Genomic DNA, 23915 nt, shown 5'->3' on the forward strand with positions numbered 1-23915 from the left:
CTCCTTCCCGCTCAGCCCGTGAGCCGGGTCAGCCGGGACTTCATCTCGGCGCGTTCCAGCGAGCCGGGCGGCACCAGCGTCACCGTGGCCCTGACCGACAGCCGGGTCCGGATCGCGGTCTCGATCTCCCGGCCGAGCTGCTCGGTGTCCCCGGCCGCGTCGCCCCACTCGGCCTCGACCCGCAGCGGCGGGTCGACCCGCGGGCCGTGCTCGGGCAGCACGATCTGCACGGCGCCGGTGGTGCGCGGATGCAGCGCGACGACGAGGTCGCGCACCGCGGACGGGAAGACGTTGACGCCGAGCACGATCAGCATGTCGTCGGTCCGGCCGATGCAGCGGATCAGCGGGGCGTCGTCGGCCGCCCGGCCGGTGACGACCACCCGGTCCCGGGTGCGGAAGCGCACGAGCGGGCAGCACTCGCGGTCCACCGAGGTGTAGACGAGCTCGCCCTGGGCGCCGGGTTCGGCGCCCACCGGCTCGCCGGACTCCGGGTCGATCAGCTCGGCGACCACGTGCCGGCCGCCGGTGAAGCGCATCCCACCGCTGCCGGGCTGCTCGGCGAACAGCACCGGGGCCATGTCGGCGTTGCCGAGACCCTCGGTGACCGGGGCGCCCCACTCCTGCTCGACCTGCCTGCGGAACGCGGGTTCCCCGCCGCCGGGCTCGCCTCCGACGAAGATCTTCCGCAGCCCGAACTCGCGCGGGTCGCGGCCGGCCGCCCTCAGGTACTCGGCCAGGTAGCGGGCGTAGGACGGCGTCGAGTGCAGCGCCGTGACTCCGAGCGACTCCAGCGCCAGCACCGCCTTCTCCGACGCCCCGGTCCCGATCGGGACCATCGTGCTGCCGATGCGTTCCAGCGCGTCGCGGATCGGGAGGCCGCCGACGAACAGGGTGAGCCCGGCGCCGTGCAGGACGACGTCGTCGCGGGTGGCCCCCATGGTGCGGAACGCCCGTGCGACCAGCTCGGTCCAGGCGCCCGCGTCGCGCCGGGTCACCCCGACCCAGCTGGGGCGTCCGGTCGTGCCGGTGGAGGCGTGCACCCGCACGACCTCCGACATCGCGACGCCGGCGTGCCGGCCCAGCGGCGGCTGCGCGGCCTGGGAGTCGCGCAGCATCTGCTTGCCGGTGAAGGGGAACCGGGCCAGGTCGGCGAGCGAGCCGAACGCCGACGCGTCGATCCCGTGCTCGGCGAACAGGTCGGCGTAGAACGGTGAGCGGGCGGGCAGGCCCTCGAGCTGGGCCCGCAACAGGTCGGTGACGGCCTCGGCGTCGGCGGACGCGACGAACCCGGGCACGGGTGCAGGGGACACGGTGGCTCCTCGGATCGCGGCGGGCGTCAGACGTCGTGGACGATCACGCCGCGGATGGTGCGGCCGGCGGTCATGTCGGCGTAGCCCCGGTCGATCTCGTCCAGCCGGTACCGGCGGGTGATCAGCTCGTCGAGCTTGAGGTCGCCGGCCCGGTAGAGGCCGAGCAGGCGGGGGATGTCGTACAGCGGGTTGCAGCCGCCGAACAGAGCGCCACGGATCTGGCGCTGGTAGCTGATCATCATCCCGGCGTGCACGTCGACGGTGTTCTCGCCGAGCCGCCCGACCGCGGTCAGGGTGACCCTGCCGCCCTTGCCGACGACCGCGACGGCGTCGTTCACGATCTCCGGGGTGAGCACGCCCGGGGTGCAGATCGCGTGGTCGGCGAGCTGGCCCCAGGTGGTCTCGACGACGAACTCGTGCGCGCTCGCCGCGTCGGCGAAGGTGTGCGTCGCCCCGAACATCTCGGCGGACTCACGCTTGAACGTGACCGGATCGACGACGACCACGTTCTTCGCGCCGGCGTAGCGAGCGCCCTGCACGGCGTTCGAGCCGACCCCGCCCGCGCCGTAGATCACCACGGTCTCCCCCGCCCGGACGCCGGCGGCGTACACCGCGGAGCCCCAGCCGGTGGGGACGCCGCAGCCGACCAGCGCGCCGATCTCGAACGGGATGTCCTCGGGCAGCGGGACGCACGCCCACTCCGACACCACCGCGTACTGCGAGAACGTGCCGAGCGTGCAGAAGCCGCCGAAGTCCACGCGGTCGTCGCCGGTGCCCTCGTGGAACCGGAACGACCCGTCGAGGAACATCCCGGTGCCGGCGTTGAGGCCCTTCACGCACATGTTCTGGTGCCCGGTCGAGCAGGGACGGCAGGCACCGCAGGCGGGGATGTAGGAGCAGACGATCCGGTCGCCGGGGCGGACCCGGCGCACGTCCGGGCCGACCGACTCGACGATCCCGGCGCCCTCGTGGCCACCGACGACCGGGAACCGCACGGGCGCGTCGCCCGCGGTGATGTGGTCGTCGGAGTGGCAGAGGCCGGCGGCGTGGAACCGGACCCGCACCTCGTGCGCGCGGGGCGGTTCGAGCCGCAGGTCGGTCGGCTCCCAGCCGGTGTGCGGGCCGCGGGCCACCGCCGCCCGGGTGGTGATGACACCGGAGTCCGTGGTGGACGGTCCGGCCGTCGTCTCTGCTGTGCTCACTGCAGGGCCCCCTCCGGTCGCGCCGCGACGTGCGGCAGCACCTCCGCCCCGATCAGGGCGATGTGGTCGAGATCGGCGATGTCGTAGACGTGCAGGTAGACGGTGTCCGCGCCGGCCTGCGCCAGCCGTCCGATCCGGTCGGTGACCTGCTCCGGAGACCCGATGGCGGCGTTGTCGCGCATGAGGTCGGACCCGATGACCGCGCCGCGGCGGGCGACCTGCGCCGGGTCGGCGCCGCAGGCCACCGGCAGTACCGCGGAGCGGCGTGCGGTCGCCGGGTCCCGGCCAATCGCCTCGCACGCGCGGTCGAACACCGCGTAGCGCTCGGCCAGGTCGCCGCCGAGGGCACCGTTGAACTCGTCGGCGAAGCGGGCGGCGATCGCCGGGGTGCGCCGCGGACCGGTCCCGCCGACGATCACCGGTGGGTACGGGTCCTGTGCCGGCTGCGGCGGGGTGTGGTTGTCCGCGATCCGGTGGTGGCTGCCCTCGTGCGAGAACGACGTGCCGTCCCGGGCGGCCCGCCACAGGCCGGTGACGACCGTCAGCTGCTCCTCCAGCCGGTCGAACCGGTCGCGGGTCGGCGGGAACGGGATCCCGAACGCGGCGTGCTCGCGCTCGTACCAGCCGGTGCCCAGTCCCAGCTCGACCCGGCCGCCGCTCATCTCGTCGACGGAGGCGACGATCGTCGCGAGCAGGCCGGCCTCGCGGAACGTGGCGGCGCCGACCAGGGCGCCGAGCCGGACCCGGCGGGTCTCGCGGGCCAGCCCGCCGAGCGTCGTCCAGCAGTCGGTGGGGCGGTAGGTGCGGTCGTGCGGGTCGACGCCCATCAGATGGTCGGAGCGGAAGAACGCGTCGAACCCGGCAGCCTCGGTCGCCCGGGCCAGCGCGAGGATCTCGTCGTAGCGGGCGCCGTGGCGGGGTTCCATCAGCACCCGCATCCGCACGTCACCCACGGATCGACACCGTCTTCACCTGCGTGTGCTCCAGCACGGCGTCGGCGCCCATGGTGCGGCCGAAGCCGCTGCGCCGGTACCCGCCGAACGGCCCGCCGATCACCCCGGCTCCGAGGGCGGCGTTGACCGCGACCTGCCCGGCGGCCAGCCCGCGCGACATCCGCACGGCGCGGCCGACGTCGCGGGTCCAGACCGACGCGACCAGCCCGTAGTCGGTGCCGTTCGCGACGGCGAGGGCCTGCGCCTCGTCGTCCACCGCGAGCACCGACAGGACCGGGCCGAAGATCTCCTCGCGGGCGATCGTCATGCCGGGATCGACGTCGTCGAACAGCGTCGGTTCGACGAAGAACCCGCGGTCCAGGCCGTTCCCGGTCGGTGTGCCGCCGCCGGTGACCAGCCGGGCGCCCTCCTCGCGTCCGGTGCGGACGTAGCCGAGCACCCGGTCCCGCTGCCGGGCGTTGATCAGCGGGCCCATCCGGGCGCGTTCGTGCCAGGGGCCGACGGTGACCGCCGCCATCTCGGCGGCGAGCCGTTCCACCACCTCGGCGCGGATCGACCGGTCCACCACGACCCGGGACCCGGCGGCGCAGATCTGTCCGGTGTTGAGCGTGATGCCCGCGACGATCGCCGGGATCGCCCGGTCCAGGTCGGCGTCGGGGAACACCACCTGCGGGGACTTGCCGCCCAGCTCCAGGTGCAGCGGGACCAGCCGGCGTGCGCAGGTCGCCATCACCGCGGACCCGGTCTCCGGGGAGCCGGTGAACCCGACCCGGGCGACGTCGGGGTGCGCGGGCAGCGCGGCGCCGGCCTCGTGGCCGTAGCCGGTGACGACGTTGACCACCCCCGGCGGGATCCCCGCCTCGCGGGCGAGCCGGGCCAGTGCGAGCGGGGTCAGCGGGGCGTCCTCGGCCGGTTTGACGACGACGGTGTTGCCCGCGGCGATCGCGGCGCCGGTGTCGTTGGCGAACATCGGGCCCGGGGCGTTCCACGGGATGATCGAGGCGACGACGCCGTAGGGCTCGCGCAGGGTGAGCCCCAGGACGTCCGGGGTGTGCGTGGGCAGCGAGAGCCCCTGCACCTTGTCGGCCTGCCCGGCCAGGAAGGTGAGCATCCGGGCCATCGGCGGCGGGCCCCAGTGCGGCCGCCCCACCTCGCGGGACTCCAGCCGGTCCAGCTCGTCGGCGTGCCGCTCGACCAGCTCGGCCCAGCGCAGCAGCAGCCGCCCGCGCTCGGTGGCACTGGTGTCGCGCCAGGCCGGGAACGCCTCCCGGGCGGCCGCGACGGCGGCGTCGACGTCGGCGGCGGTGCCGCGCGGCACCCGGCCGACGACCTCGCCGGTGGCGGGGTCGAGCACGTCGATCGTGCGGCCGTCGGCGGCGGGCACCCAGGCGTCGCCGATCAGGTGGGTGGCCCCGGCGGGCGGTGCGGTGCCGGTACCGGCGTCCGTGCCGGTTGTCGTGTCGGTCGTCATGGTCACCGCCTCAGTGCTCGTGGACGATCACGCCGCGGACGTTCCGGCCGTCCGCCATGTCCGCGTAGCCCTGGTTGACCTCCTCCAGGCGGTACCGCCTGGTGATCAGCTCGTCCAGCTTCAGATCGCCGGAGCGGTACAGGTCGAGCAGCCGGGGCACGTCGTGCAGCGGGTTGCAGGCGCCGAAGATCGCGCCCTGCACCCGGCGCTGGTAGCCGATCAGCATCCCGGACGGCGCCCGGACCGAGCCGTTGCCGACCGCGGTGACGGTGACCTGGCCGGACTTCCCGATGATCGCCAGCGCGCGGCCGATCACCTCGTCGTGCAGCACGCCGACGGTGATGATCGCGTGGTCGGCGAGCTCGCCCCAGGTGGTCTCGACGACGAACCGATGGGCCTCCTCGGCGTCGGCGAAGGTGTGGGTGGCACCGAACACCTTCGCCATGTCCCGCTTGAACGGCACCGGGTCGACGACCACCACGGTGCGGGCACCGGCGAGCCGGGCCCCCTGCACCGCGTTCGCGCCGACCCCGCCGCAGCCGTAGACGACGACCGTCTGCCCGGCACGGACCCCGGCGGCGTGCACCGCCGAGCCCCAGCCGGTCGGGACGCCGCAGCCGACCAGGGAGGCGACGTCGAACGGGATGTCGTCGGCGATCGGGATGCAGGAGAACTCGGAGACCACCGCGTACTGGGAGAACGTGCCGAGCACGCAGAGTCCGCCGAGGTCCTCGCCGTCGAGGTGGAACCGGAACGTCCCGTCCGGGAACTCACCGGTGGCGGCGTTCTTCCCGGCGTCGCACAGGTTCTGCCGGCCGGTGGAGCAGTACCGGCAGGAGCCGCAGGCCGGGATGAAGGAGCACACGACGTGGTCCCCGACCTGCACCCGGGTGACACCGGGACCGACCGCCTCGACCACCCCGGCACCCTCGTGCCCGCCGACGACGGGCATCCGCATCCGGGCGTCGCCCTTCTGGATGTGGTCGTCGGAGTGGCAGAGCCCCGCCGCGTGGAACCGGATGCGGACCTCGTTGGCGCGCGGGTCGTCCAGCTCGACGTCGGTGGTCTCCCACGGCGTCCCCGGTTCGCGGCAGATCGCGGCTCGGGTCGTCATACCCATGTCGGCTCCTCTGTATGGGAACGGATACGGCCGCCTCGGCGGAGGTCCGGGGCCCGGCCCGGAAGGGGATGTGGGCCGGGTCACCGGCTCGTGACCTCACGATGCCGCCCTCCCGGCGGGTGCCGGGAGGGCGCTTTCACGTCGTGGAAGGACGGTCCACGCGAGCCCCGGCCAGCCAACGCTCGGCGTCGATCGCCGCGGCGCAGCCCGACCCGGCGGCGGTGACCGCCTGCCGGTAGTGCCGGTCCACCAGGTCGCCGCAGGCGAACACCCCGTCGACGGCGGTCCGGGTGGTCCCGTCGAGCGTGCGGACGTAGCCGTCGGGGTCCAGGTCGAGCCGGTCGGCGACCAGCCCGCTGCGCGGGTCGTGGCCGATCGCGACGAACACCCCGGCGACGTCCAGCCCGGACTCGGAGCCGTCCCGGACGTCGCGCAGGCGCAGCCCGCCGACCGCGCCGTCGCCGGTCACCGCGACGACCTCGCGACGGGTCGCCCAGCGGATCGCCGGGTTCGCCCGTGCCCGCTCCAGCATGATCCGCGACGCCCGGAAGGTGTCCCGGCGGTGCACGACCGTGACGCTGCGGGCGAACCGGGTGAGGAACTGCGCCTCCTCCATCGCGGAGTCCCCGCCACCGACGACGGCGACGTCCCGGTCCCGGAAGAAGAACCCGTCGCAGGTCGCGCAGGACGAGACCCCGCGTCCGAGCAGCTCCTGCTCCCCCGGCACGCCGAGGTAGCGCGGCGCGGCGCCCATCGCGAGCACCACCGCACGGGCCCGGTGCACCTCCCCGTCGGTCACGATCTCCTTGACCGAGCCGTCCAGCCGGATCTCCCCGACGTCGCGGGGCCGCAGGTCGGCGCCGAACCGCTCGGCCTGCGCCCGCATCCGTCCCATCAGGCCGGGCCCGTCGACGCCGTCGGGGAAGCCGGGGTAGTTCTCCACGTCGGTGGTGGTCATCAGGGCGCCGCCGTGGCTGGAACCCTCGAACACCAGCGGGGCCAGCCGGGCCCGGGCGGCGTAGACCGCCGCGGTGTACCCGGCCGGGCCGGACCCGACGACGACGAGATCGTGTACCGGGTCGTTCACGGCGACGCCGGCTGGTCGCTGAGCCACACGTCGGCGAGCCGGCGGCCCTGGTGGATCGGCACCGGGAACAGGTCCTGGGTCCGCGAGGAGAAGATCGTGTAGTCGAACTTCTGGATCGGGAACAGGCCCTGCACGATCTCGGTCTCCATCCGCCTCTGCATGGCGCGGTGCAGCTCGCGCCGCTCGGCGTCGTCGGTGGTGGTCCGGGTCCGGGCGTAGCCCTCGACCAGCTCCCGGTCGTCGACGAGCGCGTAGTTCTCGATGTAGCCCGGCATGAAGTCGCGCCAGGTCTGGTCGGGCAGGTGCACGGTCCGGAGTGCCTTCGTCATGGCGAACTCGTGGGTGCGCCGGCGTTCGATCCCGGTCCCGGGGTCGACGGTCTCGATCGTGACGTCGATCCCGACCTCGGCCAGGTCGGCCTGCATCCACTGGGCCTCGCGGACGTCCTCGTCGTCGACTCGCTGGACGAGCAGCGTGGTCGCGAAGCCGTCCGGGAGGCCCGCCTCGGCGAGGAGCCGGCGGGCCTGCTCGGGGTCGAACGGGCGGATCTCGCGTACCTCGTCCTCGGACAGCGCGGCGTCGGAGATGTCGGGACGCAGGATGGAGGTGAGGTTGAACGAGCCGCGGATGGTCTCCCCCATCCCCTCCCAGTCGATCGCGAGGGACACCGCGCGGCGCACCCGCACGTCGTCGAACGGCTCCACGCGCGGGTTGAGGTAGAAGCTCACCGGCGCGCCCGGTGTCTCGACCACGGTGTGGTCGCCGTCGCGGAACTCGTCGGCCACGGTGACGTCGCTGGTGGTGCCGACGTCGAGGCGGCCGCTCCGCAGGGCCGCGGTGGTCGCCGCCGTGTCGTTGATGACCGGTCGCCGGACCTCGTCGAGGTACGGACGGTCGGGGACGTGGTAGTCGGGATTGCGCCGGAGCACCCACTCGACGTCCGGGGTGTGCTCGGCGAGCAGGAACGGCCCGGTGCCGATCGCCACCGTGTCCAGGTCGTAGCGCCCCTCGATCCCTTCCCGGGGAACGATCAGGAAGGTGTGGTAGGCCACGTACTCCAGCAGCGGGGCGAAGGGCCGGTCCAGGGTCAGGACGACGGTGTGCTCGTCCGGCGCCTGCACGGTCCGCACCGCCTCGAGCATGTAGGCCTGCAGGCCGCGCTCCTTCATCGCGGTGATCGTCGCGACGACGTCGTCGGCGACGAAGGGCCGGCCGTTCACCGGCTCGACGTCGTGCCAGGTGACGTCCCGGCGCAGGCGGAAGGTGTAGGTCAGACCGTCCTCGGAGACCTCCCACGACTCGGCCAGGTCGCCCTCCAGCTCCATCTCCGTGACGTCGGGTCCGGTGCGCCAGTCGAGCAGCTTCCCGTAGACCGAGCCGGAGATCAGCCCGGTGGCGCTCGGGTCGGAGCTCTCGAGCGGGTTCAGGTCGGTGGACACCTCGGCCGGCAGCTGCCACACCAGCGAGCCGCCGGGACGCGGGTCCCCGACCGGCTCGTCGCTGCCGCCACCGCCACCGGCCCCGCACGACGACAGCACGAGCGCTGCGGCCAGCAGCAGCGCCGCGGCGCGACCCCGTCTCACACCGTCTCCCGGTCGAGCTCGCCGGTCACGTCCAGCCCGACCAGCGGCACCGGGCCGGCGAGGTCGGCGGCCGCCGCCGGGACGTAGGCGAAGTTCTTCGCCCGGGCCCCGCCGTCGACGACGAAGTCCTGGCCGGTGATCAGCCGGGCCTGGTCGGAGCACATCCAGGCGACGCAGTGCCCGATGTCGGTCGGGGTGCCGGTGGTGCCCATCGGCACCATGGGCACCCGGTCGCCGCTCCAGCGGGCGGGCCGCCGCCACGGCTCGTCGCCGGTGCCGCCGCCGATCCCGTTCCGCGGCCGGTCCATGACCGACTTCCCGTCCGGTCCGGTCAGCGCCGGGTTGTCCGGGGTCGGCGCGGTCGGGGTGAAGGAGTTGACCCGGATCCCGTAGGGGGCGAGGTCCATCGCCGCGGCCCGCACGAAGTTGTTCACCCCGCCCTTGTGGAAGGCGTAGGCGATCACCCCGGCCGAGCCGGACCAGCCGTTCGACGACGAGACCAGCACGATCGAGCCACGGGTGCCGCGCTCGGCCATGTGCCGTCCGACCGCCCGGGTGTTGAGGAAGCTGCCCAGCCCGGCGACCCGCACGGCGCGGTCGAAGAACTCGGCGCTCTCGTCGAGCACCCCCTTGCCGCCGAGCAGGGCGGCGTTGTTGACCAGGATGTCGATCCCGCCCAGCTCGCCGACGACCCGTTCGACGTAGCCCGCCACCTGGTCCTCGTCGGTGACGTCACCGGGGACCGCGATGGCCCGGCCACCGTTGCGCTCGATCCGCTCGACGGCGGCGGCCGCCGCGTCCGGGTCGATGTCGTTGCAGGCCACGGTCGCGCCGTAGCGCGCGAGCGCCAGGCCGATCCCGCCGCCGATGTTCGGACCGGCTCCGGTGACCAGGGCCACCTTCCCGGCGAGTGAGATGTCCACTGTGCACGCTCCTAGTCGGGTCGTCGGTCGGTGGGATCGGTGGCGTCGAGCTCCTCCGCCGCCCGGGCGAGGCCGGGGGCGAGGCGGCCGGCGGGCGGGGCCGCCACCACCGCCGGGACTCGGCGAAGGTGGCGTGCTGCAGACGCGGGTCCAGGTGGTCGCGCAGCGCGTCGCCGAGCAGGTTGAGGCTGAAGACGGCCAGCGAGAGCAGCACCGCGGGCACGACGATCAGCCACGGCGCGCGCTCCACGTACCGGACGCCCTCGGAGAGCATCAGCCCCCAGGACGGGGTCGGCGGCGGCGCGCCGATGCCGAGGAAGCTCAGCGCCGACTCGGCGATGACGACCCCGGCGAAGATCAGGCTGGCCAGGGTGAACACCGGGGCGACGATGTTCGGCAGGACGTGCCGGAGCAGGATCCGGCCGGTCCCGGCACCGGTGGCCCGGGCCGCCTCGACGTAGCGCTCCTCGCGCACCCGCAGCGTCTCGCCGCGGGCGATCCGGTTGAACGACGGTGTGATCACCACGGTCAGCGCGATGATCGTGTTGCGCACCGAGGGCCCGAGGATCACCGCGATGAACAGCAGCAGCACGATGCCGGGGATCGCCTGGACGGCGTCCATCACCCGTTGCAGGACGATGTCGACGCCCCGGCCCGCGTAGCCGGAGACCACCCCGATCGTGGTGCCCAGAACCAGGCTGACCGCGGTGGTCACCACCCCGATCAGCAACGAGGTCCGTGCGCCGTGCAGCGAACGGCTCAGCACGTCCCGGCCGAGGTCGTCGGTGCCGAGCAGGAACCGGGCGGACGGGCCGTCGAGGATGTCGCGGCGGAACTGTTCCAGCGGGTCGTACGGCGCCACCAGCGGGGCCAGCAGCCCGGCCAGCACGAACAGCGTCAGTACCGTCAGCGCGATCCCGCCGAGGGGCTGGGCGCGGACGAACCGGGCGACGGCGCCGGGGACGGCGCGCAGCCGCGCGGGGGTGGCCGGCGCGCTCACGAGAGTGCCCTTCCGGTCCGGATCCGCGGGTCGACCAGCGCGTAGAGCAGGTCGATCACGATGATCGTCACCACGAACAGCCCCGCGTAGAAGATCGTGCAGGCGACGACCACCGGGTAGTCGCGCTCCAGCACCGCGGAGTAGATGAGCTGCCCGGTCCCCGGGATCCCGAACATCTGCTCCAGGATCACGGTGCCACCGAGCACCGTCGCCAGCTCCAGGCCGAGCAGCGTGAGCACCGCGATGGTGGAGTTCCGGGCGGCGTGCTTGCCGACGACGGTGCGCTCCCGCGCGCCCTTCGCACGGACCGTGCGCACGTAGTCCGACCCCAGCGACTCCAGCAACGACGACCGCGCCATCCGCGCGGTCCCCGCCATCCCGGCGGTGCCCAGCGCGATCACCGGGATCGCCATCTGCTGGATCCAGTTCACCGGGTCCTCGGTCAGCGGCCGGTAGGCCAGCGGTGGCGACCAGTTGAGCCAGACCGCGCACGCGGTCAGCGCCAGCAGCGCGACGACGAAGTTGGGTACCGACAGGAACGCGACCGCGAAGCTCCGCACGGCGGCGTCCAGCGCGGAGCCGCGGGTGACCGCGGCCAGCACGCCGAGGGTGATCCCGGCGACGGTCGCGAACAGCATCGCCAGCAGGCCGAGTGAGACGGTGACCGGCACCCGTTCCAGGAACAGCCCGGTCACCGGTGCGCCGCCGCCGTAGAACGACCGGCCGAGATCGCCGCGTGCGACACCGGCGAGCCAGTTCCCCAGCTGCGTCCAGACCGGCACGTCGAGGCCGAACTCGGCGCGCAGCGCCGCGACCTGCTCCGGGCTCGCGCCGGACTCGGCGAGCTGCATCGTCACCGCGTCGCCGGGGACCAGCCGCACGAGCACGAACACCAGGGCGGTCACCAGCGCCATCACCACACCGCCGTAGGCGAGTCTGCGCAGGACGTAGCGGGTCACGGTCGCACCGCCCCGGAGGTCCGTGCCCCGGCCAGCAGGCAGGCGACGTCGCGGTCGGCGACGACCCTGCGCAGCGCGGGCCGTTCCTCGCGGCAGCCGGCCTCGGCCTGCGGGCAGCGGGTGTGGAACCGGCACCCCGGCGGCGGGTCGATCGGGCTGGGCACCTCGCCGACCGGCGTGACCTTCGCGGCCGGTCCGGCGGTGGCCAGGTCCGGCACGGCGGACACGAGCATCCGGGTGTAGGGGTGCTGCGGGTCCCGCAGCACCGCGTCGCCGTCCCCGCGTTCCACGATCTCGCCGAGGTACATCACGCAGACCTCGTCGGACATGTAGCGGACGACGTTCAGGTCGTGGGCGATGAACAGGTAGGACAGCCCGCGCTCGGCCTGCAGGCCGCGGAGCAGGTTGAGCACCTGGGCCTGCACCGAGACGTCCAGCGCGGAGACCGCCTCGTCGCACACGATGAGGTCCGGGTCGGTGGCGAGCGCGCGGGCGATCCCGATCCGCTGGGCCTGACCGCCGGAGAACTGGTGGGCGTACCGGTTCAGGTCGCGGGCACCCAGCCCGACCCGTTCGAGCAGCTCGACGACCCGGTCGGCGAGCGCGGCCCCACGGGCCATCCGGTGCACCACGAGCGGCTCCCCGACCGCCTGCAGGACGGTCATCCGGGGGTTCAGCGAGCCGTTCGGGTCCTGGAAGACGATCTGCATCCGGCGACGCAGCCGGCGCAGCGCCGCGCCCGAGGCGGCGCCGAGATCGTCGCCGTCGAACGACAGCGTCCCCGAGGTCGGTTCGAGCAGCCGCAGCGCGAGCCGGGCCACCGTGGACTTGCCCGAACCCGACTCGCCGACCAGGCCGACCGTGCGACCGCGCGGGATGCTCAGCGACACGCCGTTGACGGCCTGCACGACCCCGCGCCGGCTCCGGAAGTGCTTGACCAGGTCGTGGGCCTCGAACAGCGCCGGCCCGTTCACCGGGCACCCGCCGTGGTGCCCGCGGGACCGCACCCGATCCGGTCGGCGTCCCCGGCCAGCCAGCACCGGCTGATCCGGCCCTCCCCCGTCCGGACCACCGGTGGCACCTCGGTGCGGCACCGCTGCACCGCCTGCGGGCAGCGCGGATGGAACCGGCAGCCGTCCGGCACGTCGGCCGAGTTCGGCACGCTCCCCGGGATCACCGTCAGCAGCTCGTCCCGTCCGGTGTGGACGGTCGGGACGGAGCCGATCAGCGCCCGGGTGTAGGGATGGGTGGGCGTGCTCAGCACCTCGGCGACGGTGCCCCGCTCGACGACCTGGCCCGCGTACATCACCACCACCCGGTCGGCCATCCGGGCCACCACCGACATGTCGTGCGTGATGAGCAGCAGTGCCGCGCCGTGCTCGCGTTGCAGCCGTCGCATCAGGGCCAGGATCTGCGCCTCGACGGTCACGTCCAGCGCGGTCGTCGGCTCGTCGGCGATCAGCAGCTCCGGGTCGCAGGCCAGCGCCATCGCCACCCCGACCCGCTGTTGCTGACCGCCCGACAGCTCGTGCGGATAGGACCGCATCCGGCGCTCCGGGTCCGGCAGCCCCACCTCGCGGAGCAGCTCGACGGCGCGCTCCCGGGCCTGCGCCCGGCCGACCGGCCGGTGCACCCGGATCGCCTCGACGACCTGGTCACCGACGCTGAACAGCGGGTCCAGCGCGCTCATCGGGTTCTGGAACACCATCGCGATCTCGGCGCCGCGCAGCCGGCGCAACCGCTCGGGGCCGGCTCCGGCGATCTCCTCGCCCCGGAACGACACCGACCCGCCCGCGATCCGGCCCCTGCCGAGCAGCCCGAGCACCGCCAGCGAGCTGACGCTCTTGCCCGATCCGGACTCCCCGACCAGCGCGACCGTCTCGCCCGGCCCGACGTCGAACGAGACGCCGTCGACCACCCCGAGCGCACCGGCCGCCGTCGGGAACTCGACACGCAGGTCCCGCACGTCCAGCACCGGGTTCACGCCGCGGCCCCGCCGACGTGCACCGGGTGCGTGGTGCGCGACCACCCGCCGAAACCGAACGGCCGCACCACCAGCGACATCCCGGCGTTGCGGGCGCCGGTGACCACGATCGGCAGGTGCTCCGGCTCGGGCACCATCGGGAACGGGGCGTCGTCCGGGGCGTCCCCGGCCGCGCGGCCCTTCCCGGCGGCCCGCAGGTCGGCGGCGGTCCGCACGGCGTGCTCGCTGATCCAGGCGGCGACGTCGGCCTTGCCGAACCCGCCGTCGGCCAGCAGCGTGGCGTGCTCGACGCCGAGCAGCAGGCCCGCCGACGACCGTCCGCCGACCACCGTGCCGGTCCGGGCCACCGTGTCCGCGATGTCGCGGAGCAGGTCCTCCGGGTCGGTGGAGTCCCGGTTGTCGACGAACTCGCAGGTCCGGATCAGCATCGCCGAGACCGACCCGGCGCCGGGCGCGGCGCCGAGCTCCACCGAGAGCGGCTCCCAGGGGCTCTCCTCCTCGTTCTCCCCCACGCACACCGCGAACCGGCCGGGCAGCCCCTGGGTGGCCTGGTCCAGCTCGTGCGGGCGGATGCCGAGCACGTTGCGCACGGTCAGCCCGATCGCGCGGGCGATCGTCGCGTTCGCCCGGAAGCCGGGCCCCACCGAGCCGCCCGCCGAGTTGATCCCCAGCTCGGCCCGGACGTCGCCGTTCACCACGATCAGCGGGGCCGGGCCGCTGGTGCTCTGCCAGCCGCCGCCGGTGACGACCCGCTGGGCCATCAGCGCGTCCCACGCGGCCAGCACGACGGGCAGGTACTCCGGTCGGCAGCCGGCCATCGCGGCGTTCACCGCGACCCGCTCGACGGTGCACTCCCGGCCCAGGCTCCCGGCGTGCGCGACCACCTCGCCCGGATCGCGCGGGGTCGCCGCGAGGAACTCGTCGCGGGTCGCCGCGGTCACCGGGACGACCGGCAGCCCGTCGGTCCAGCCCTGGTCGTAGGCGTGCTCGACCGCGGCCCGGGCGATGTCCACCGGATCGACGGAGGTCGCGGCGCTCACCGGGCACCCGCCCCGGGGTGGTCCGCGCCGTTCCCGGGCGGGCCGGCCGGTCCCACCGGCGCGCGCAGCAGCCGGACCAGCCCGGGCAGCACCTCGCCGGCCCGGGCCGCGATGCCGGCGACGTCCAGCGAGGCGACCGGGTGCGGCACGACCGCGTAGTCGTAGCCGGGGCTGCCGCGCAGCCCGGCCATCGCGTCCGCGGTCGTCCGGAAGGCCTCGCTGACCAGCACGGCGGCCGGGACCCCGGCCGCCTCGAGCGCGATGCCGTCGGTGACGGCGGACGCGCTGCACGACCCGCAGTCGCCGACCCCGACCAGCACCACGTCGCACCGCTCGACCAGGTCGGCGAGGACCTCCGGTGCGACCGGGTCGTTGATGTGCGGCTTGACGTGCCGGGCGGCGGGCACCGTGCCGTGCTGCCGTGCGCACCGCTCCGCGACGGCGTCGAGCAGCTCCGCCGCGTTGCGCTTGGTGTTGAGCAGCAAGCCGAGCCGCAGCCCCGCCAGGTCCGCCGGGCGCGGAGCGAGCGCCGCGCCCGCCGGGGCGACCGGATCGGCTGCCCCGGTCGGATCGATCATGGTCTCGAACATGGCGGGTCCCGTCGTCGGAACTGAGGGTCACCGGCACGCTAGGAAGCCCGTCACCGGACCCGCCAGACCACCTTCCACCAGGTAAAAGGGTGCTGCCCGCCGCGCGACGGATGACGTAGCGGCCACGGGTCGTTCGCGCATTACCCCCGTCCCGCGGCGCTGCCTACCGTCGGAGCCCATGACGTCGCACGACCGACCTTCCGTCCAGGTGATCAGCGCGCACTCCGGGGACTTCGTGTGGCGGGCGGGCGGGGCACTCGCGCTCTACGCCGAGCGCGGCCACGACGTGCGCATCGTCTGCCTGAGCTACGGCGAGCGCGGCGAGTCCCCCGGCCTGTGGCGACGGCCCGGGATGACCGTCGACGCCGCGAAGGCCGCCCGGCGCGACGAGGCGGAGGCCGCCGCCGCCGCGCTCGGCGCGAGCGTCACCTTCCTCGACCTCGGCGACTATCCCCTGCGGATCGACGACGACGCGCTGACGCGGATCGTCGCGGAGATGCGGGACGCGGCGCCGGAGGTGCTGCTCACCCACGTCGCCCACGACCCGTACAACCGCGACCACGACGCCGCCCACGAGGCGACCCTGCTGGCCCGCCAGGTCGCGCAGGCCGCCGGGCACGATCCCTCGACGCCGCCGATCGGTGCGCCGCAGGTGCTGCAGTTCGAACCGCACCAGCCCGAGCAGTGCGGCTTCGTGCCGAACCTGCTGCTCGACATCACCCCGGTGTTCGAACGCAAGCGCAAGGCCATGGAGTGCATGGGCGCGCAGTCGCACCTGGTGCAGTACTACACCGACCTCGGGCTGCGCCGCGGCGTGCAGGCCGTCCGCAACGGCGGTGACCGGTCGATCGTGCAGGCCGAGGCCTACCAGCGGGTCTTCCCGGTCGTCGGGGACGTGCTGCGGTGAGCGGGCACGTGATCGTCCGGACCCGGCGCGGCCCGGATCCCGGCGTGCTGGCCGAGCTGGCCCGGCACGGCGTCGCGACGGTGCACGAGGCGCACGGTCGCCGCGGCCTGCTCGCCCCGGAGATCCGGCCGGTCCAGCGCGGGGCGCGGATCGCGGGCCGCGCGGTCACCGTGCTGTCGCACCCCGGCGACAACCTCATGATCCACGCCTGCATCGAGCAGTGCGGGCCGGGCGACGTGCTCGTCGTCGCCACCACCTCGCGCTCCACCGACGGGATGTTCGGCGAGCTGTTCGCGACCCAGCTGCGGTACCGCGGGGTGCTCGGGCTGGTCAGCGACGCCGGCGTCCGCGACGTCGCCGAGCTGGCCGCGATGGGCTTCCCCGCCTGGTCGCGTGCCGTGCACGCGCAGGGCACCGCGAAGGCCGTACCCGGCTCGGTGAACGTGCCGGTCGTCGTCGCCGGGCAGCGGATCGACCCCGGGGACGCGGTGGTCGCCGACGACGACGGTGTGCTCTGCGTGCCCCGCGCCGAGGCGGCCGCCGTCGCCGCGGCCGCCACCGCCCGCGCCGCGGACGAGGAGGACAAGCGCCGCCGGTTCGCCGACGGCGTCCTCGGCCTGGACCACTACGACCTGCGCCCCACCCTGGAACGGCTGGGCGTGCGCTACGTCAACGACCCCGAGGGAGACCGGACATGAGCACCGTCGTCCTGCTGCACGGAGCCTGGCACGGCGGATGGGCGTGGCAACGGGTGGTCCCCGGGCTGCGCGCCGCCGGCCACGACGTGCACACCCCCACGCTCACCGGCCTCAGCGACCGGGCCCACCTGCTCACCCCGCAGGTGGGGCTGTCCACTCACGTCCAGGACGTCGTCGCGCTGCTGGAGGCCCACGACGCCCGCGACGTCGTGCTGGTCGGGCACAGCTACGCGGGCCAGGTCGTCACCGGGGTCGCCGACCGTGTCCCGGACCGGGTGGCCCGCCGGGTGTACCTCGACGCCTTCGTCGGCGACGACGGCGACGCCGCGATCGACCTGCTCCCCCCGACCGTCGCCGGGCACTACCGGGAGTCGGTGGCCGGGCCCGGGTTCGGCTGGCTGGTCCCGGTCCGCCCGCTGGAGCGGCTCGGCGTCACCGAGCAGGCCGACCTGGACTGGCTCACCCCGCGGCTCACCCCGCACCCGTGGCTCACCTACACCGAGCCGCTGCGGCTGACCGGGAAGGGCGACGACGTGCCCGCGACGTTCGTCGAGTGCACCGACTGGATGCGGGTCTTCCGGGAGCACGCCGGGCGGGCCGCCGGACGCGGCTGGCCGGTGCACGGCATCGCCACCGGCCACGAGGCGATGGTGACCGCGCCCGGCGAGCTCACCACGCTGCTGCTCGAGGAGACCCGCTGATGGAGTTCCTGGTCCGCACCGAGAACCGGCTCCCGGTCGACACCCCGGCCGCCACCCGCGACGAGCTGAGGGCCGGCGAGCGTGCCCGCGCCGTCGAGCTGCGCGAGGCCGGGATCCTCAAGCGGCTGTGGCGGGTCCCCGGGCGGAACGCGACCGTCGGGCTGTACGAGGCCGAGGACCCCGCGGCGCTGCACGACGCGCTGGCGTCGCTGCCGATGTTCCCGTGGATGGACGTGACCGTCGAGGCGCTGGCCACGCACCCGCAGGAGCGCTGACCCCGCAGGCCCGGAGGAGGACGGGGGTCAGGGGAAGACGACGGTGCGGTTGCCCGACACCGCGATCCGGTGCTCGCTGTGCCACCGCACCGCACCGCCCGGGCCAGGGCGAGCCGCTCGGCCTCCCGGCCACGGGCGGCGAGTTGCTCGGGGCTCAGCGAGTGGTCGACGCGCAGCAGCTCCTGCTCGATGATCGGGCCCTCGTCGAGGTCCGCGGTCACGTAGTGCGCGGTGGCCCCGATGAACTTCACCCCGCGCTCGTGCGCCTGGTGGTAGGGCCGCGCCCCCTTGAAGCTGGGCAGCATCGAGTGGTGGATGTTGATCGCCCGCCCCCGCAGGGCCGTGCACGCGTCGTCGGACAGGATCTGCATGTAGCGGGCCAGCACGACCAGCTCGACGCCCTGGTCGTGGACCAGGTCGAGCAGCTCCGCCTCGGCGGCCGGCTTGGTCTCCCGGGTGACCGGGATGTGCCGGAACGGCACCCCGAACCCCTCGGCCAGCGGCCCGAGGTCGGGATGGTTCGACACCACCGCGACGACGTCGAGCGCCAGCTCACCGGTCGAGTTCCGGAACAGCAGGTCGTTGAGGCAGTGCGCGAACCGGCTGACCATGATCACGGTGCGCGGGCGGTGCCCGGTGTCGGCGAGGCTCCAGGTCATCCCGAAGGGCGCGGCGAGCGTCGCGACACCGGCACCGAGCCGGTCCAGGTCGGGACGGTCGCCGTCCACCCGGGCGAACTCGACCCGCAGGTAGAAGGTGCCGGTGGTGGCGCTGCCGAACTGGTGGCTCTCCACGACGGTGCAGCCCTCGTCGGCGAGCAGGCCGGTCACGGCGTGCACGATGCCGGGGGCGTCCGGGCAGCTGAGCAGCAGGACCGCGCGTGGTCCCCGCGCCGAGCCGGTCACGACGCGACCCGCGGCCCGGTCGGCGGCGCCGTCATCGGCCGAGGCGCTCGAGCAGCCGACGTCGCCACGTCTCGGTGCTCTCGAGGTCGTTGAAGGTGAACACGTGGATCCCGGCCAGTCCGGTGTCCCCCGCGGCCAGCGCCGGGGCGATGCCGTCGAGCACCCGGTCCGGCCGGTAGCCGCCGGGGGTGAAGAACCGCCGGACCATCCCCTGCTGCTTGCGCAGGAAGCGGGCCGACTGACCGAGCCCCAGCCCGGCGGAGACCCGGATCAGCTTCTGCCTGCTGACCGCCCCCGGGACCCCGACCCGGACCGGCAGCCGCACCCCGGCGGCGGCGATCCGGCGGGCCCAGCGCACGGTGGCGGACGGGTCGAAGCACAGCTGGGTGACGATCTGCGTGGCGTACGGCGCCTTCGCGGTGAGCGCGCCCTCGATCAGCTCGTCGGCGATGCCGCCGTGCCCCTCCGGGTAGCCGCCGATCCCGATGTGGTCGAACCGGCCGCCCGCGACCTCGTGCAGGTCGGTGAGCAGGGCGAGGGAGTCCGGGTAGCGCCCCGCGGGCTCCGCGGCGTCGCCGCCGACGACGAACAGCGTGCGGACACCCGCGCCGGTGAGCCGGTCGGCCAGGTCGGTGAGGTGCGCCCGGTCCCGGACGAGCCGGGCCGCGAGGTGCGGCGCGACGCGGTAGCCGTGCCCGGTCAGCCGGACGGCGAGGTCGACGGTCGGTCCGAGGCCCTTCGCCTCGGTCGTCGTCACGCTCAGCCCGGTGCCGGTGGGCACGTGCGCGAGCACCTTGTCCGCGGCGCTCGGGAACGGCAGGACCTCGTAGGTGGCCTCGCGCAGCACCCGGGCGAGCACGGCCCGCCGGTCGGTGCGCCGGGGCCCGGTGCCCCGGTCGGGAGGATCGAGCAACGACGTCACGGGGTGCTCCGGTTGTCCAGCAGGGCGAGCCCGGCGGCGGTGTTCGACGCCGGGACGTGGTAGGCGGTGTGCACCGTGCGGACGCGCTCGTTCATCGCCCCGCGCATGACCAGCCACATGATCAGCTCGATGCCCTCGGACCCGGCGAGCCGGATGTACTCGTCGCGGTGCAGGGCGGTGAGCCGCTGCGGGTCGTCCGCGATCGCCTCCAGGAACATGTGGTCGAAGCCGGGGTTGACGAACCCGGCCCGCGTGCCGGCCAGCTGGTGCGACATCCCGCCGGTGCCGAGGATGCCGACGGTGCGTGCGCCGTCGTAGGAGGCCAGGGCGCGCCCGATCGCCTGCCCGAGCGCGTAGCAGCGGGCCGCGGTCGGCTGCGGGTAGCGGATGACGTTGACCATGATCGGGACGACCGGGCAGGGCCAGGCGTCGCCGGGGTCGGGCGTCCACACCGACAGCGGCACGGTGAAGCCGTGGTCGACGTCCAGCTCGGAGAACACGGTGAGGTCGAACCCGTCGTCGACCAGGTGCTCCAGCAGGTGGAACGACAGGTCCGGGTCCCCGGTGACGTCCGGCACCGCGCGCCGGCCGTACCCCTCGTCGGCGACCCGGTACCGCTCGGCCGTCCCGATCGCGAAGGTCGGCACGATGTCCAGGTCGACGCCGTTGGCGTGGTCGTTGTAGACCAGGATCGCGACGTCCGGGGTCCGCTGGGCCAACCACGCCCGGGCCGGGGCGTAGCCGTCGAACAGCGGCGCCCACCGCGGGTCGGCCGTGAGGTCACGGTCCATCGCGGCGCCGATCGACGGCACGTGCGAGGTCCCCAGGCCCCAGATGACCTCAGACATCGGTCCGTCCCCCCGCCGCCATCGCGGCCGTGAACTCCGCCTCGGTCATGCCGGTGAACACACCGCCCAGGTACTGCATCGAACGTCCGTCCATCATGGCCAGCTTGTAGACGTAGAGGATGCTGCCTCCGAGGTCGAGCATCGCCTGCCAGTCGCGTTCCAGGACGGCCGTGGTCTGCTCCGCCGACAGCGCGAACCGCAGGCAGTACGCGGCCTCGTCGGCGCGGAAGTCCGTCCGCGCCCCCTCGGTGCACAGCGACTGCAGCATCCGGTTCAGCGGCCGCCCGAGGCGCCCGGCCGGACCGTCGAAGACGTAGGTCCCCCGTGGGGCACTCCTGCCGGTCATGCTGGTTCCCCCCGCGGTCGGCTCTCGGCACCGACGCTAGGAGCCGGGCGGGTCACGGCCATCGCCCGGATGTCCCGACCGGTCGCGGCCGCCGCGCCCCGTCCGGCCCGCGACGGATGACGTAGCGGCGGGTCGCTACGTCATCCGTCGCGCCCGGTACGGCCGCCGTGGCAGGGCCGCTGCCGTCGTTCCGCGCTGCCGTGACCGAGCCCGGCGTTCCTAGCGTGGGTCCGATCGTCGTCGAGGACTGGAGCACCATGAGCGCGAAGAACCTGCAGGACGTGCTGGACCGGGCCGGCGATACCGTCGACCTGCTGCGGAACGCCCAGCTCGGCGCCTACATCTACCCGGTCGTCCCCTCCGAGTTCAGCAACTTCCGGCGCGAGGTGCGCGCCTGGCAGCGCACCGCGGTGCTGTTCGACCAGACCCACCACATGGTCAACCTGTGGGTGTCCGGGTCGGGTGCGCTGCAGCTGTTCACCGACACCGGGATCAACAGCACCGCGAACTTCCCGGTGGACTCCGCGAAGCAGTTCGTGCCGGTCGCGCCGGGCGGCGGGGTGATCGGTGACGGCATCCTGTTCCGGCTCGCCGAGGACCGGTTCGTCTTCGTCGGCCGCGCACCGGTGGCGAACTGGCTGACCTTCCAGGGCCAGGGCTACGACGTCGACATCCGCCGCGACGAGCGCTCCCCGTCGCGCCCGTACGGCCGCGAGGTGACCCGCGACGTCTGGCGGTTCCAGATCCAGGGCCCGCGCGCCTGGGAGGTCATCGAGAAGGTCAACGGCGGCCCGCTGGAGAAGGTGAAGTTCTTCCGGATGGGGCACATGAACGTCGGCGGGGTGGCGGTCCGGACGCTGCGGCACGGCATGGCCGGCGCGCCCGGGCTGGAGATCTGGGGACCGTACGAGAGCTACGGCGCCGTGCGCGAGACGATCCTCGAGGCGGGCCGCGAGTTCGGGATCGAACCGGCCGGGGCGCGCGCCTACTCCTGCAACACCCTGGAGTCCGGCTGGATCCCGTCGCCGCTGCCCGCGATCTACACCGGCGACGAGCTGAAGGCCTACCGGGAGTGGCTGGGCGCCGACTCCTACGAGGCGAACAACGCGGTCGCCGGCAGCTTCGTGTCCGCCGACGTCGAGGACTACTACACGAACCCGTGGGAGCTGGGCTACGGCGGCTTCGTGAAGTTCGACCACGACTTCGTCGGCCGTTCCGCGCTGGAGCGGATCGACCCGGCGGCCGAGCGCCGCAAGGTCACCCTCGCCTGGAACGCCGAGGACGTCGCGACGCTGCTCGCCTCCCCCGTCTCGGACGGGCCGGAGTACCAGTTCTTCGACCTGCCCAACGCGAACTTCGGGTCGTCCAACTTCGACGCGGTGGTCGACGCCGACGACAACGTGGTCGGCCTGTCGATGTTCACCGGGTACAGCGCGAACGAGCGCAAGGCGCTGTCGCTGGCCACGGTGGACCCGGGCGTCCCGCTCGGCGCCGAGGTGCGGGTCGTCTGGGGCGAGCCGGACGGCGGGACCCGCAAGACCACCGTCGAGCCGCACCAGCAGTTCGCGGTGCGCGCGGTCGTCAGCCCCGCCCCGTACAGCGAGATGGCGCGCGAGGACTACCGGCCCGGCTGGCGGACCGCGACCTCCTGATCCGGTCCCGGTCCCGGTCCCGGTCACGGGGCGGGCGCGCCGGCGGCGCGCCCGCCCCGTTCTCACGCCAGGTGCCGGGTCAGGAAGGTGACCACGCAGGCGGGTTTGGCGGCGCCCTCGACGGTCATCGTCATCGTGATCGTGACCTGCAGGCCCCCGGTCACCTCGGTGACGTCGTCGAGGACCGCGGTCGCCCGCAGCGTCGACCCGGTCGGCACCGGCGACGGGAACCGCACCTTCTCGCAGCCGTAGTTCACGACCATCGAGAAGCCGTCCAGCCGCAGGATGTCCGGCAGCAGCCGCGGCACCAGCGACAACGTCAGGTAGCCGTGCGCGATCGTGCCGCCGAACGGTGTCCCGGCGGCCCGCTGCGGGTCGACGTGGATCCACTGGTGGTCGCCGGTGGCCTGCGCGAACAGGTCGACGTCGTGCTGGGTCACCGTGACCGGGCCGCTCTCGCCGAGCACCTCGCCGCGCGGCAGCGCCCGGACGCCGTCGACGCCGGTCGCGACCGTCGGGGCGCTCACCGGGTACCGCCGGTGGCCGCGGCGGGCAGCGCCTGGGTGAAGTCCTGCAGCGGCGCGTCCGCGAACTCCGCGGCCACCGCCTCGGGGCTCCAGCCGCCGTCGCGCCACCGCTCGGCGACCTCCTCCGGGTGGGTCCACAGCGCGATCCGGTCGCCGCCCGCGGCGATCGCCTGACCGGTCACGTGCGCGGACGCCGCCGACGCCAGCCACACGACGACCGGTGCCGCGTCGTCCGGTGTGCCCAGCCCGGTGCGCCGCACCTCCGGCGGCACCGGCTCGCCCCGGTCGACGGCCTCGACCAGCTCGCCGAGCCCGGGGATGGTCGCGACCATCCTGGTCAGCGCGGTCGGCAGGACCGCGTTGGCGGTGACGCCGATCTTCGCGTGCTCCACCGCCCAGGTCCGCATCATCGCGACGATCGCCCCCTTCGACGCCGAGTACGCGCTCTGGCCGAAGCTGGCCCGCTGCCCGGCGGGTGACCCGACCAGGATCAGCCGGCCGCCGTCGCCCTGCTCGCGGAACCGGGCGGCCGCCGCCCGGCCGCAGGTGAAGGTGCCGCGCAGATGGCTGCCGACGACGAGGTCGAAGTCCTCGTCGGTCGTCCTGCGCAGCGTCCGGTCCCGCAGCGCCCCGGCGTTGGTCACCATCGCGTCGAGCCGCCCGAACTCGCCCACGGCGCGTTCGACCAGCGCGTCGGCGACCTCGGCCGTCCCGACCGCGCCGGGCTCGGCGACCGCGCGCCCACCGGCGTCGGTGATCAGCGCGACCGTCTCCTGCGCGACGCCGGCGTCGAGGTCGTTCACCACCACCGCGGCGCCCGACGCCGCCATCGCCCGGGCGTACGCCCGGCCCAGCCCCCGGCCCGCTCCCGTCACCACGGCGACCCTGCCGTCGAGCATCCGTACCTCCTCG

Annotated in this window: 23 protein-coding genes and 2 pseudogenes; 5 read left to right on the forward strand and 20 right to left on the reverse strand. The window is 74.2% G+C overall.

Features of this window, described 5'->3' with window-relative positions; translation table 11 throughout:
* Nucleotides 1–11: 11 nt before the first annotated feature.
* From KPL60_RS12025 to KPL60_RS12090, 14 genes and pseudogenes are all read right to left on the reverse strand, one after another.
* Nucleotides 12–1310 (reverse strand): phenylacetate--CoA ligase family protein, encoded by a 1299-nt coding sequence (locus KPL60_RS12025; RefSeq protein WP_226355922.1) that lies wholly within the window; start codon nt 1308–1310, stop codon nt 12–14.
* A gap of 26 nt (nt 1311–1336) precedes the next feature.
* A complete protein-coding gene (locus KPL60_RS12030) occupies nt 1337–2461 on the reverse strand; it encodes an NDMA-dependent alcohol dehydrogenase (protein ID WP_226366070.1) in 1125 nt (374 codons plus the stop codon).
* Between the two features lie 47 nt (nt 2462–2508).
* Complete coding sequence (locus KPL60_RS12035) at nt 2509–3456, reverse strand: TIGR03560 family F420-dependent LLM class oxidoreductase (protein ID WP_226366071.1); 948 nt, start codon at nt 3454–3456, stop codon at nt 2509–2511.
* A 1-nt stretch (nt 3457) separates the two neighbouring features.
* Nucleotides 3458–4936 carry an aldehyde dehydrogenase gene (locus KPL60_RS12040; protein WP_226365866.1) on the reverse strand — a complete coding sequence of 493 codons (1479 nt, stop codon included), beginning with the start codon at nt 4934–4936 and terminating at the stop codon, nt 3458–3460.
* Between the two features lie 10 nt (nt 4937–4946).
* The gene (locus tag KPL60_RS12045; RefSeq protein ID WP_226355920.1) at nt 4947–6056 is read right to left on the reverse strand and encodes an NDMA-dependent alcohol dehydrogenase; all 1110 of its coding nucleotides are present in this window, start codon (nt 6054–6056) and stop codon (nt 4947–4949) included.
* Nucleotides 6057–6192: 136 nt separating this feature from the next.
* Complete coding sequence (gene trxB, locus KPL60_RS12050; protein WP_226365867.1) at nt 6193–7143, reverse strand: thioredoxin-disulfide reductase; 951 nt, start codon at nt 7141–7143, stop codon at nt 6193–6195.
* Nucleotides 7140–8726 (reverse strand): ABC transporter substrate-binding protein, encoded by a 1587-nt coding sequence (locus KPL60_RS12055; protein ID WP_226365868.1) that lies wholly within the window; start codon nt 8724–8726, stop codon nt 7140–7142. The genes trxB and KPL60_RS12055 overlap by 4 nt, the downstream gene beginning before the upstream one ends.
* Nucleotides 8723–9649, reverse strand: a complete 927-nt coding sequence (locus KPL60_RS12060) for an SDR family NAD(P)-dependent oxidoreductase (protein WP_226365869.1) — start codon at nt 9647–9649, stop codon at nt 8723–8725. The genes KPL60_RS12055 and KPL60_RS12060 overlap by 4 nt, the downstream gene beginning before the upstream one ends.
* A 148-nt stretch (nt 9650–9797) precedes the next feature.
* A pseudogene (locus KPL60_RS12065) lies at nt 9798–10649 on the reverse strand (ABC transporter permease); the annotation flags it as partial.
* Nucleotides 10646–11608 carry an ABC transporter permease gene (locus KPL60_RS12070; protein ID WP_226355915.1) on the reverse strand — a complete coding sequence of 321 codons (963 nt, stop codon included), beginning with the start codon at nt 11606–11608 and terminating at the stop codon, nt 10646–10648. The gene KPL60_RS12070 and the pseudogene KPL60_RS12065, both read right to left, overlap by 4 nt.
* A complete protein-coding gene (locus KPL60_RS12075) occupies nt 11605–12582 on the reverse strand; it encodes an ABC transporter ATP-binding protein (RefSeq protein WP_226365870.1) in 978 nt (325 codons plus the stop codon). The genes KPL60_RS12070 and KPL60_RS12075 overlap by 4 nt, the downstream gene beginning before the upstream one ends.
* A complete protein-coding gene (locus KPL60_RS12080) occupies nt 12579–13592 on the reverse strand; it encodes an ABC transporter ATP-binding protein (RefSeq protein ID WP_226365871.1) in 1014 nt (337 codons plus the stop codon). Before KPL60_RS12080 ends, KPL60_RS12075 begins: the two co-directional genes overlap by 4 nt.
* On the reverse strand, nt 13589–14632 hold the full coding sequence (locus KPL60_RS12085) for a hypothetical protein (protein WP_226355912.1): 1044 nt from the start codon (nt 14630–14632) through the stop codon (nt 13589–13591). Before KPL60_RS12085 ends, KPL60_RS12080 begins: the two co-directional genes overlap by 4 nt.
* Nucleotides 14629–15210, reverse strand: coding sequence for a UGSC family (seleno)protein (locus KPL60_RS12090; RefSeq protein WP_226365872.1), 582 nt, complete (start codon nt 15208–15210; stop codon nt 14629–14631). The genes KPL60_RS12085 and KPL60_RS12090 overlap by 4 nt, the downstream gene beginning before the upstream one ends.
* A 190-nt stretch (nt 15211–15400) precedes the next feature.
* Here KPL60_RS12090 and KPL60_RS12095 point away from each other — a divergent pair, with 190 nt between their 5' ends.
* From KPL60_RS12095 to KPL60_RS12110, 4 genes are read left to right on the forward strand one after another with little or no spacing between them, the layout of a single operon-like run.
* Nucleotides 15401–16129, forward strand: a complete 729-nt coding sequence (locus KPL60_RS12095) for a PIG-L deacetylase family protein (protein ID WP_226355910.1) — start codon at nt 15401–15403, stop codon at nt 16127–16129.
* Nucleotides 16126–16827, forward strand: a complete 702-nt coding sequence (locus tag KPL60_RS12100; RefSeq protein WP_226365873.1) for a 4-carboxy-4-hydroxy-2-oxoadipate aldolase/oxaloacetate decarboxylase — start codon at nt 16126–16128, stop codon at nt 16825–16827. The genes KPL60_RS12095 and KPL60_RS12100 overlap by 4 nt, the downstream gene beginning before the upstream one ends.
* Entirely contained in the window at nt 16824–17528 is a 705-nt protein-coding gene (locus KPL60_RS12105; RefSeq protein WP_226355908.1) for an alpha/beta fold hydrolase, read from the forward strand. The genes KPL60_RS12100 and KPL60_RS12105 overlap by 4 nt, the downstream gene beginning before the upstream one ends.
* Entirely contained in the window at nt 17528–17803 is a 276-nt protein-coding gene (locus KPL60_RS12110) for a muconolactone Delta-isomerase family protein (RefSeq protein ID WP_062401312.1), read from the forward strand. The genes KPL60_RS12105 and KPL60_RS12110 overlap by 1 nt, the downstream gene beginning before the upstream one ends.
* A 27-nt stretch (nt 17804–17830) precedes the next feature.
* Here KPL60_RS12110 and purU read toward each other — a convergent pair.
* The 4 genes and pseudogenes from purU to KPL60_RS12130 form a co-directional block, all read right to left on the reverse strand.
* Nucleotides 17831–18708 (reverse strand): annotated as a pseudogene (purU, locus tag KPL60_RS12115) (formyltetrahydrofolate deformylase).
* A 31-nt stretch (nt 18709–18739) separates the two neighbouring features.
* Nucleotides 18740–19630 (reverse strand): methylenetetrahydrofolate reductase, encoded by an 891-nt coding sequence (locus KPL60_RS12120; RefSeq protein ID WP_308016733.1) that lies wholly within the window; start codon nt 19628–19630, stop codon nt 18740–18742.
* Nucleotides 19627–20478: a class III extradiol dioxygenase subunit beta gene (locus KPL60_RS12125; protein ID WP_226355906.1), complete on the reverse strand. Its 852-nt coding sequence runs from the start codon at nt 20476–20478 to the stop codon at nt 19627–19629. Before KPL60_RS12125 ends, KPL60_RS12120 begins: the two co-directional genes overlap by 4 nt.
* Nucleotides 20471–20824, reverse strand: a complete 354-nt coding sequence (locus KPL60_RS12130; protein ID WP_226365874.1) for a protocatechuate 3,4-dioxygenase — start codon at nt 20822–20824, stop codon at nt 20471–20473. Before KPL60_RS12130 ends, KPL60_RS12125 begins: the two co-directional genes overlap by 8 nt.
* A gap of 257 nt (nt 20825–21081) precedes the next feature.
* Between KPL60_RS12130 and KPL60_RS12135 the strand changes: the two genes are divergently transcribed.
* Nucleotides 21082–22476: an aminomethyl transferase family protein gene (locus tag KPL60_RS12135; protein ID WP_255655850.1), complete on the forward strand. Its 1395-nt coding sequence runs from the start codon at nt 21082–21084 to the stop codon at nt 22474–22476.
* 62 nt (nt 22477–22538) lie between these two features.
* On the opposite strand, the gene KPL60_RS12140 is transcribed toward KPL60_RS12135, so the two are convergent.
* Both KPL60_RS12140 and KPL60_RS12145 read right to left on the reverse strand, forming a co-directional pair.
* On the reverse strand, nt 22539–23003 hold the full coding sequence (locus KPL60_RS12140) for a MaoC family dehydratase (RefSeq protein WP_226355903.1): 465 nt from the start codon (nt 23001–23003) through the stop codon (nt 22539–22541).
* Entirely contained in the window at nt 23000–23902 is a 903-nt protein-coding gene (locus tag KPL60_RS12145; protein WP_226355902.1) for an SDR family NAD(P)-dependent oxidoreductase, read from the reverse strand. Before KPL60_RS12145 ends, KPL60_RS12140 begins: the two co-directional genes overlap by 4 nt.
* Nucleotides 23903–23915 lie beyond the last annotated feature (13 nt).

The sequence above is a fragment of the Pseudonocardia sp. ICBG162 genome (assembly GCF_020496225.1).
Lineage (GTDB): Bacteria > Actinomycetota > Actinomycetes > Mycobacteriales > Pseudonocardiaceae > Pseudonocardia > Pseudonocardia alni.

Coding starts and splice junctions, on each gene's coding strand:
- KPL60_RS12090 (WP_226365872.1), bottom strand. CDS start 15,210: ATGATCGATCCGACCGGGGCAGCCGATCCGGTCGCCCCGGCGGGCGCG.
- KPL60_RS12125 (WP_226355906.1), bottom strand. CDS start 20,478: ATGTCTGAGGTCATCTGGGGCCTGGGGACCTCGCACGTGCCGTCGATC.
- KPL60_RS12040 (WP_226365866.1), bottom strand. CDS start 4,936: ATGACGACCGACACGACAACCGGCACGGACGCCGGTACCGGCACCGCA.
- KPL60_RS12145 (WP_226355902.1), bottom strand. CDS start 23,902: ATGCTCGACGGCAGGGTCGCCGTGGTGACGGGAGCGGGCCGGGGGCTG.
- KPL60_RS12045 (WP_226355920.1), bottom strand. CDS start 6,056: ATGGGTATGACGACCCGAGCCGCGATCTGCCGCGAACCGGGGACGCCG.
- KPL60_RS12110 (WP_062401312.1), top strand. CDS start 17,528: ATGGAGTTCCTGGTCCGCACCGAGAACCGGCTCCCGGTCGACACCCCG.
- KPL60_RS12130 (WP_226365874.1), bottom strand. CDS start 20,824: ATGACCGGCAGGAGTGCCCCACGGGGGACCTACGTCTTCGACGGTCCG.
- KPL60_RS12135 (WP_255655850.1), top strand. CDS start 21,082: ATGAGCGCGAAGAACCTGCAGGACGTGCTGGACCGGGCCGGCGATACC.
- KPL60_RS12105 (WP_226355908.1), top strand. CDS start 16,824: ATGAGCACCGTCGTCCTGCTGCACGGAGCCTGGCACGGCGGATGGGCG.
- KPL60_RS12095 (WP_226355910.1), top strand. CDS start 15,401: ATGACGTCGCACGACCGACCTTCCGTCCAGGTGATCAGCGCGCACTCC.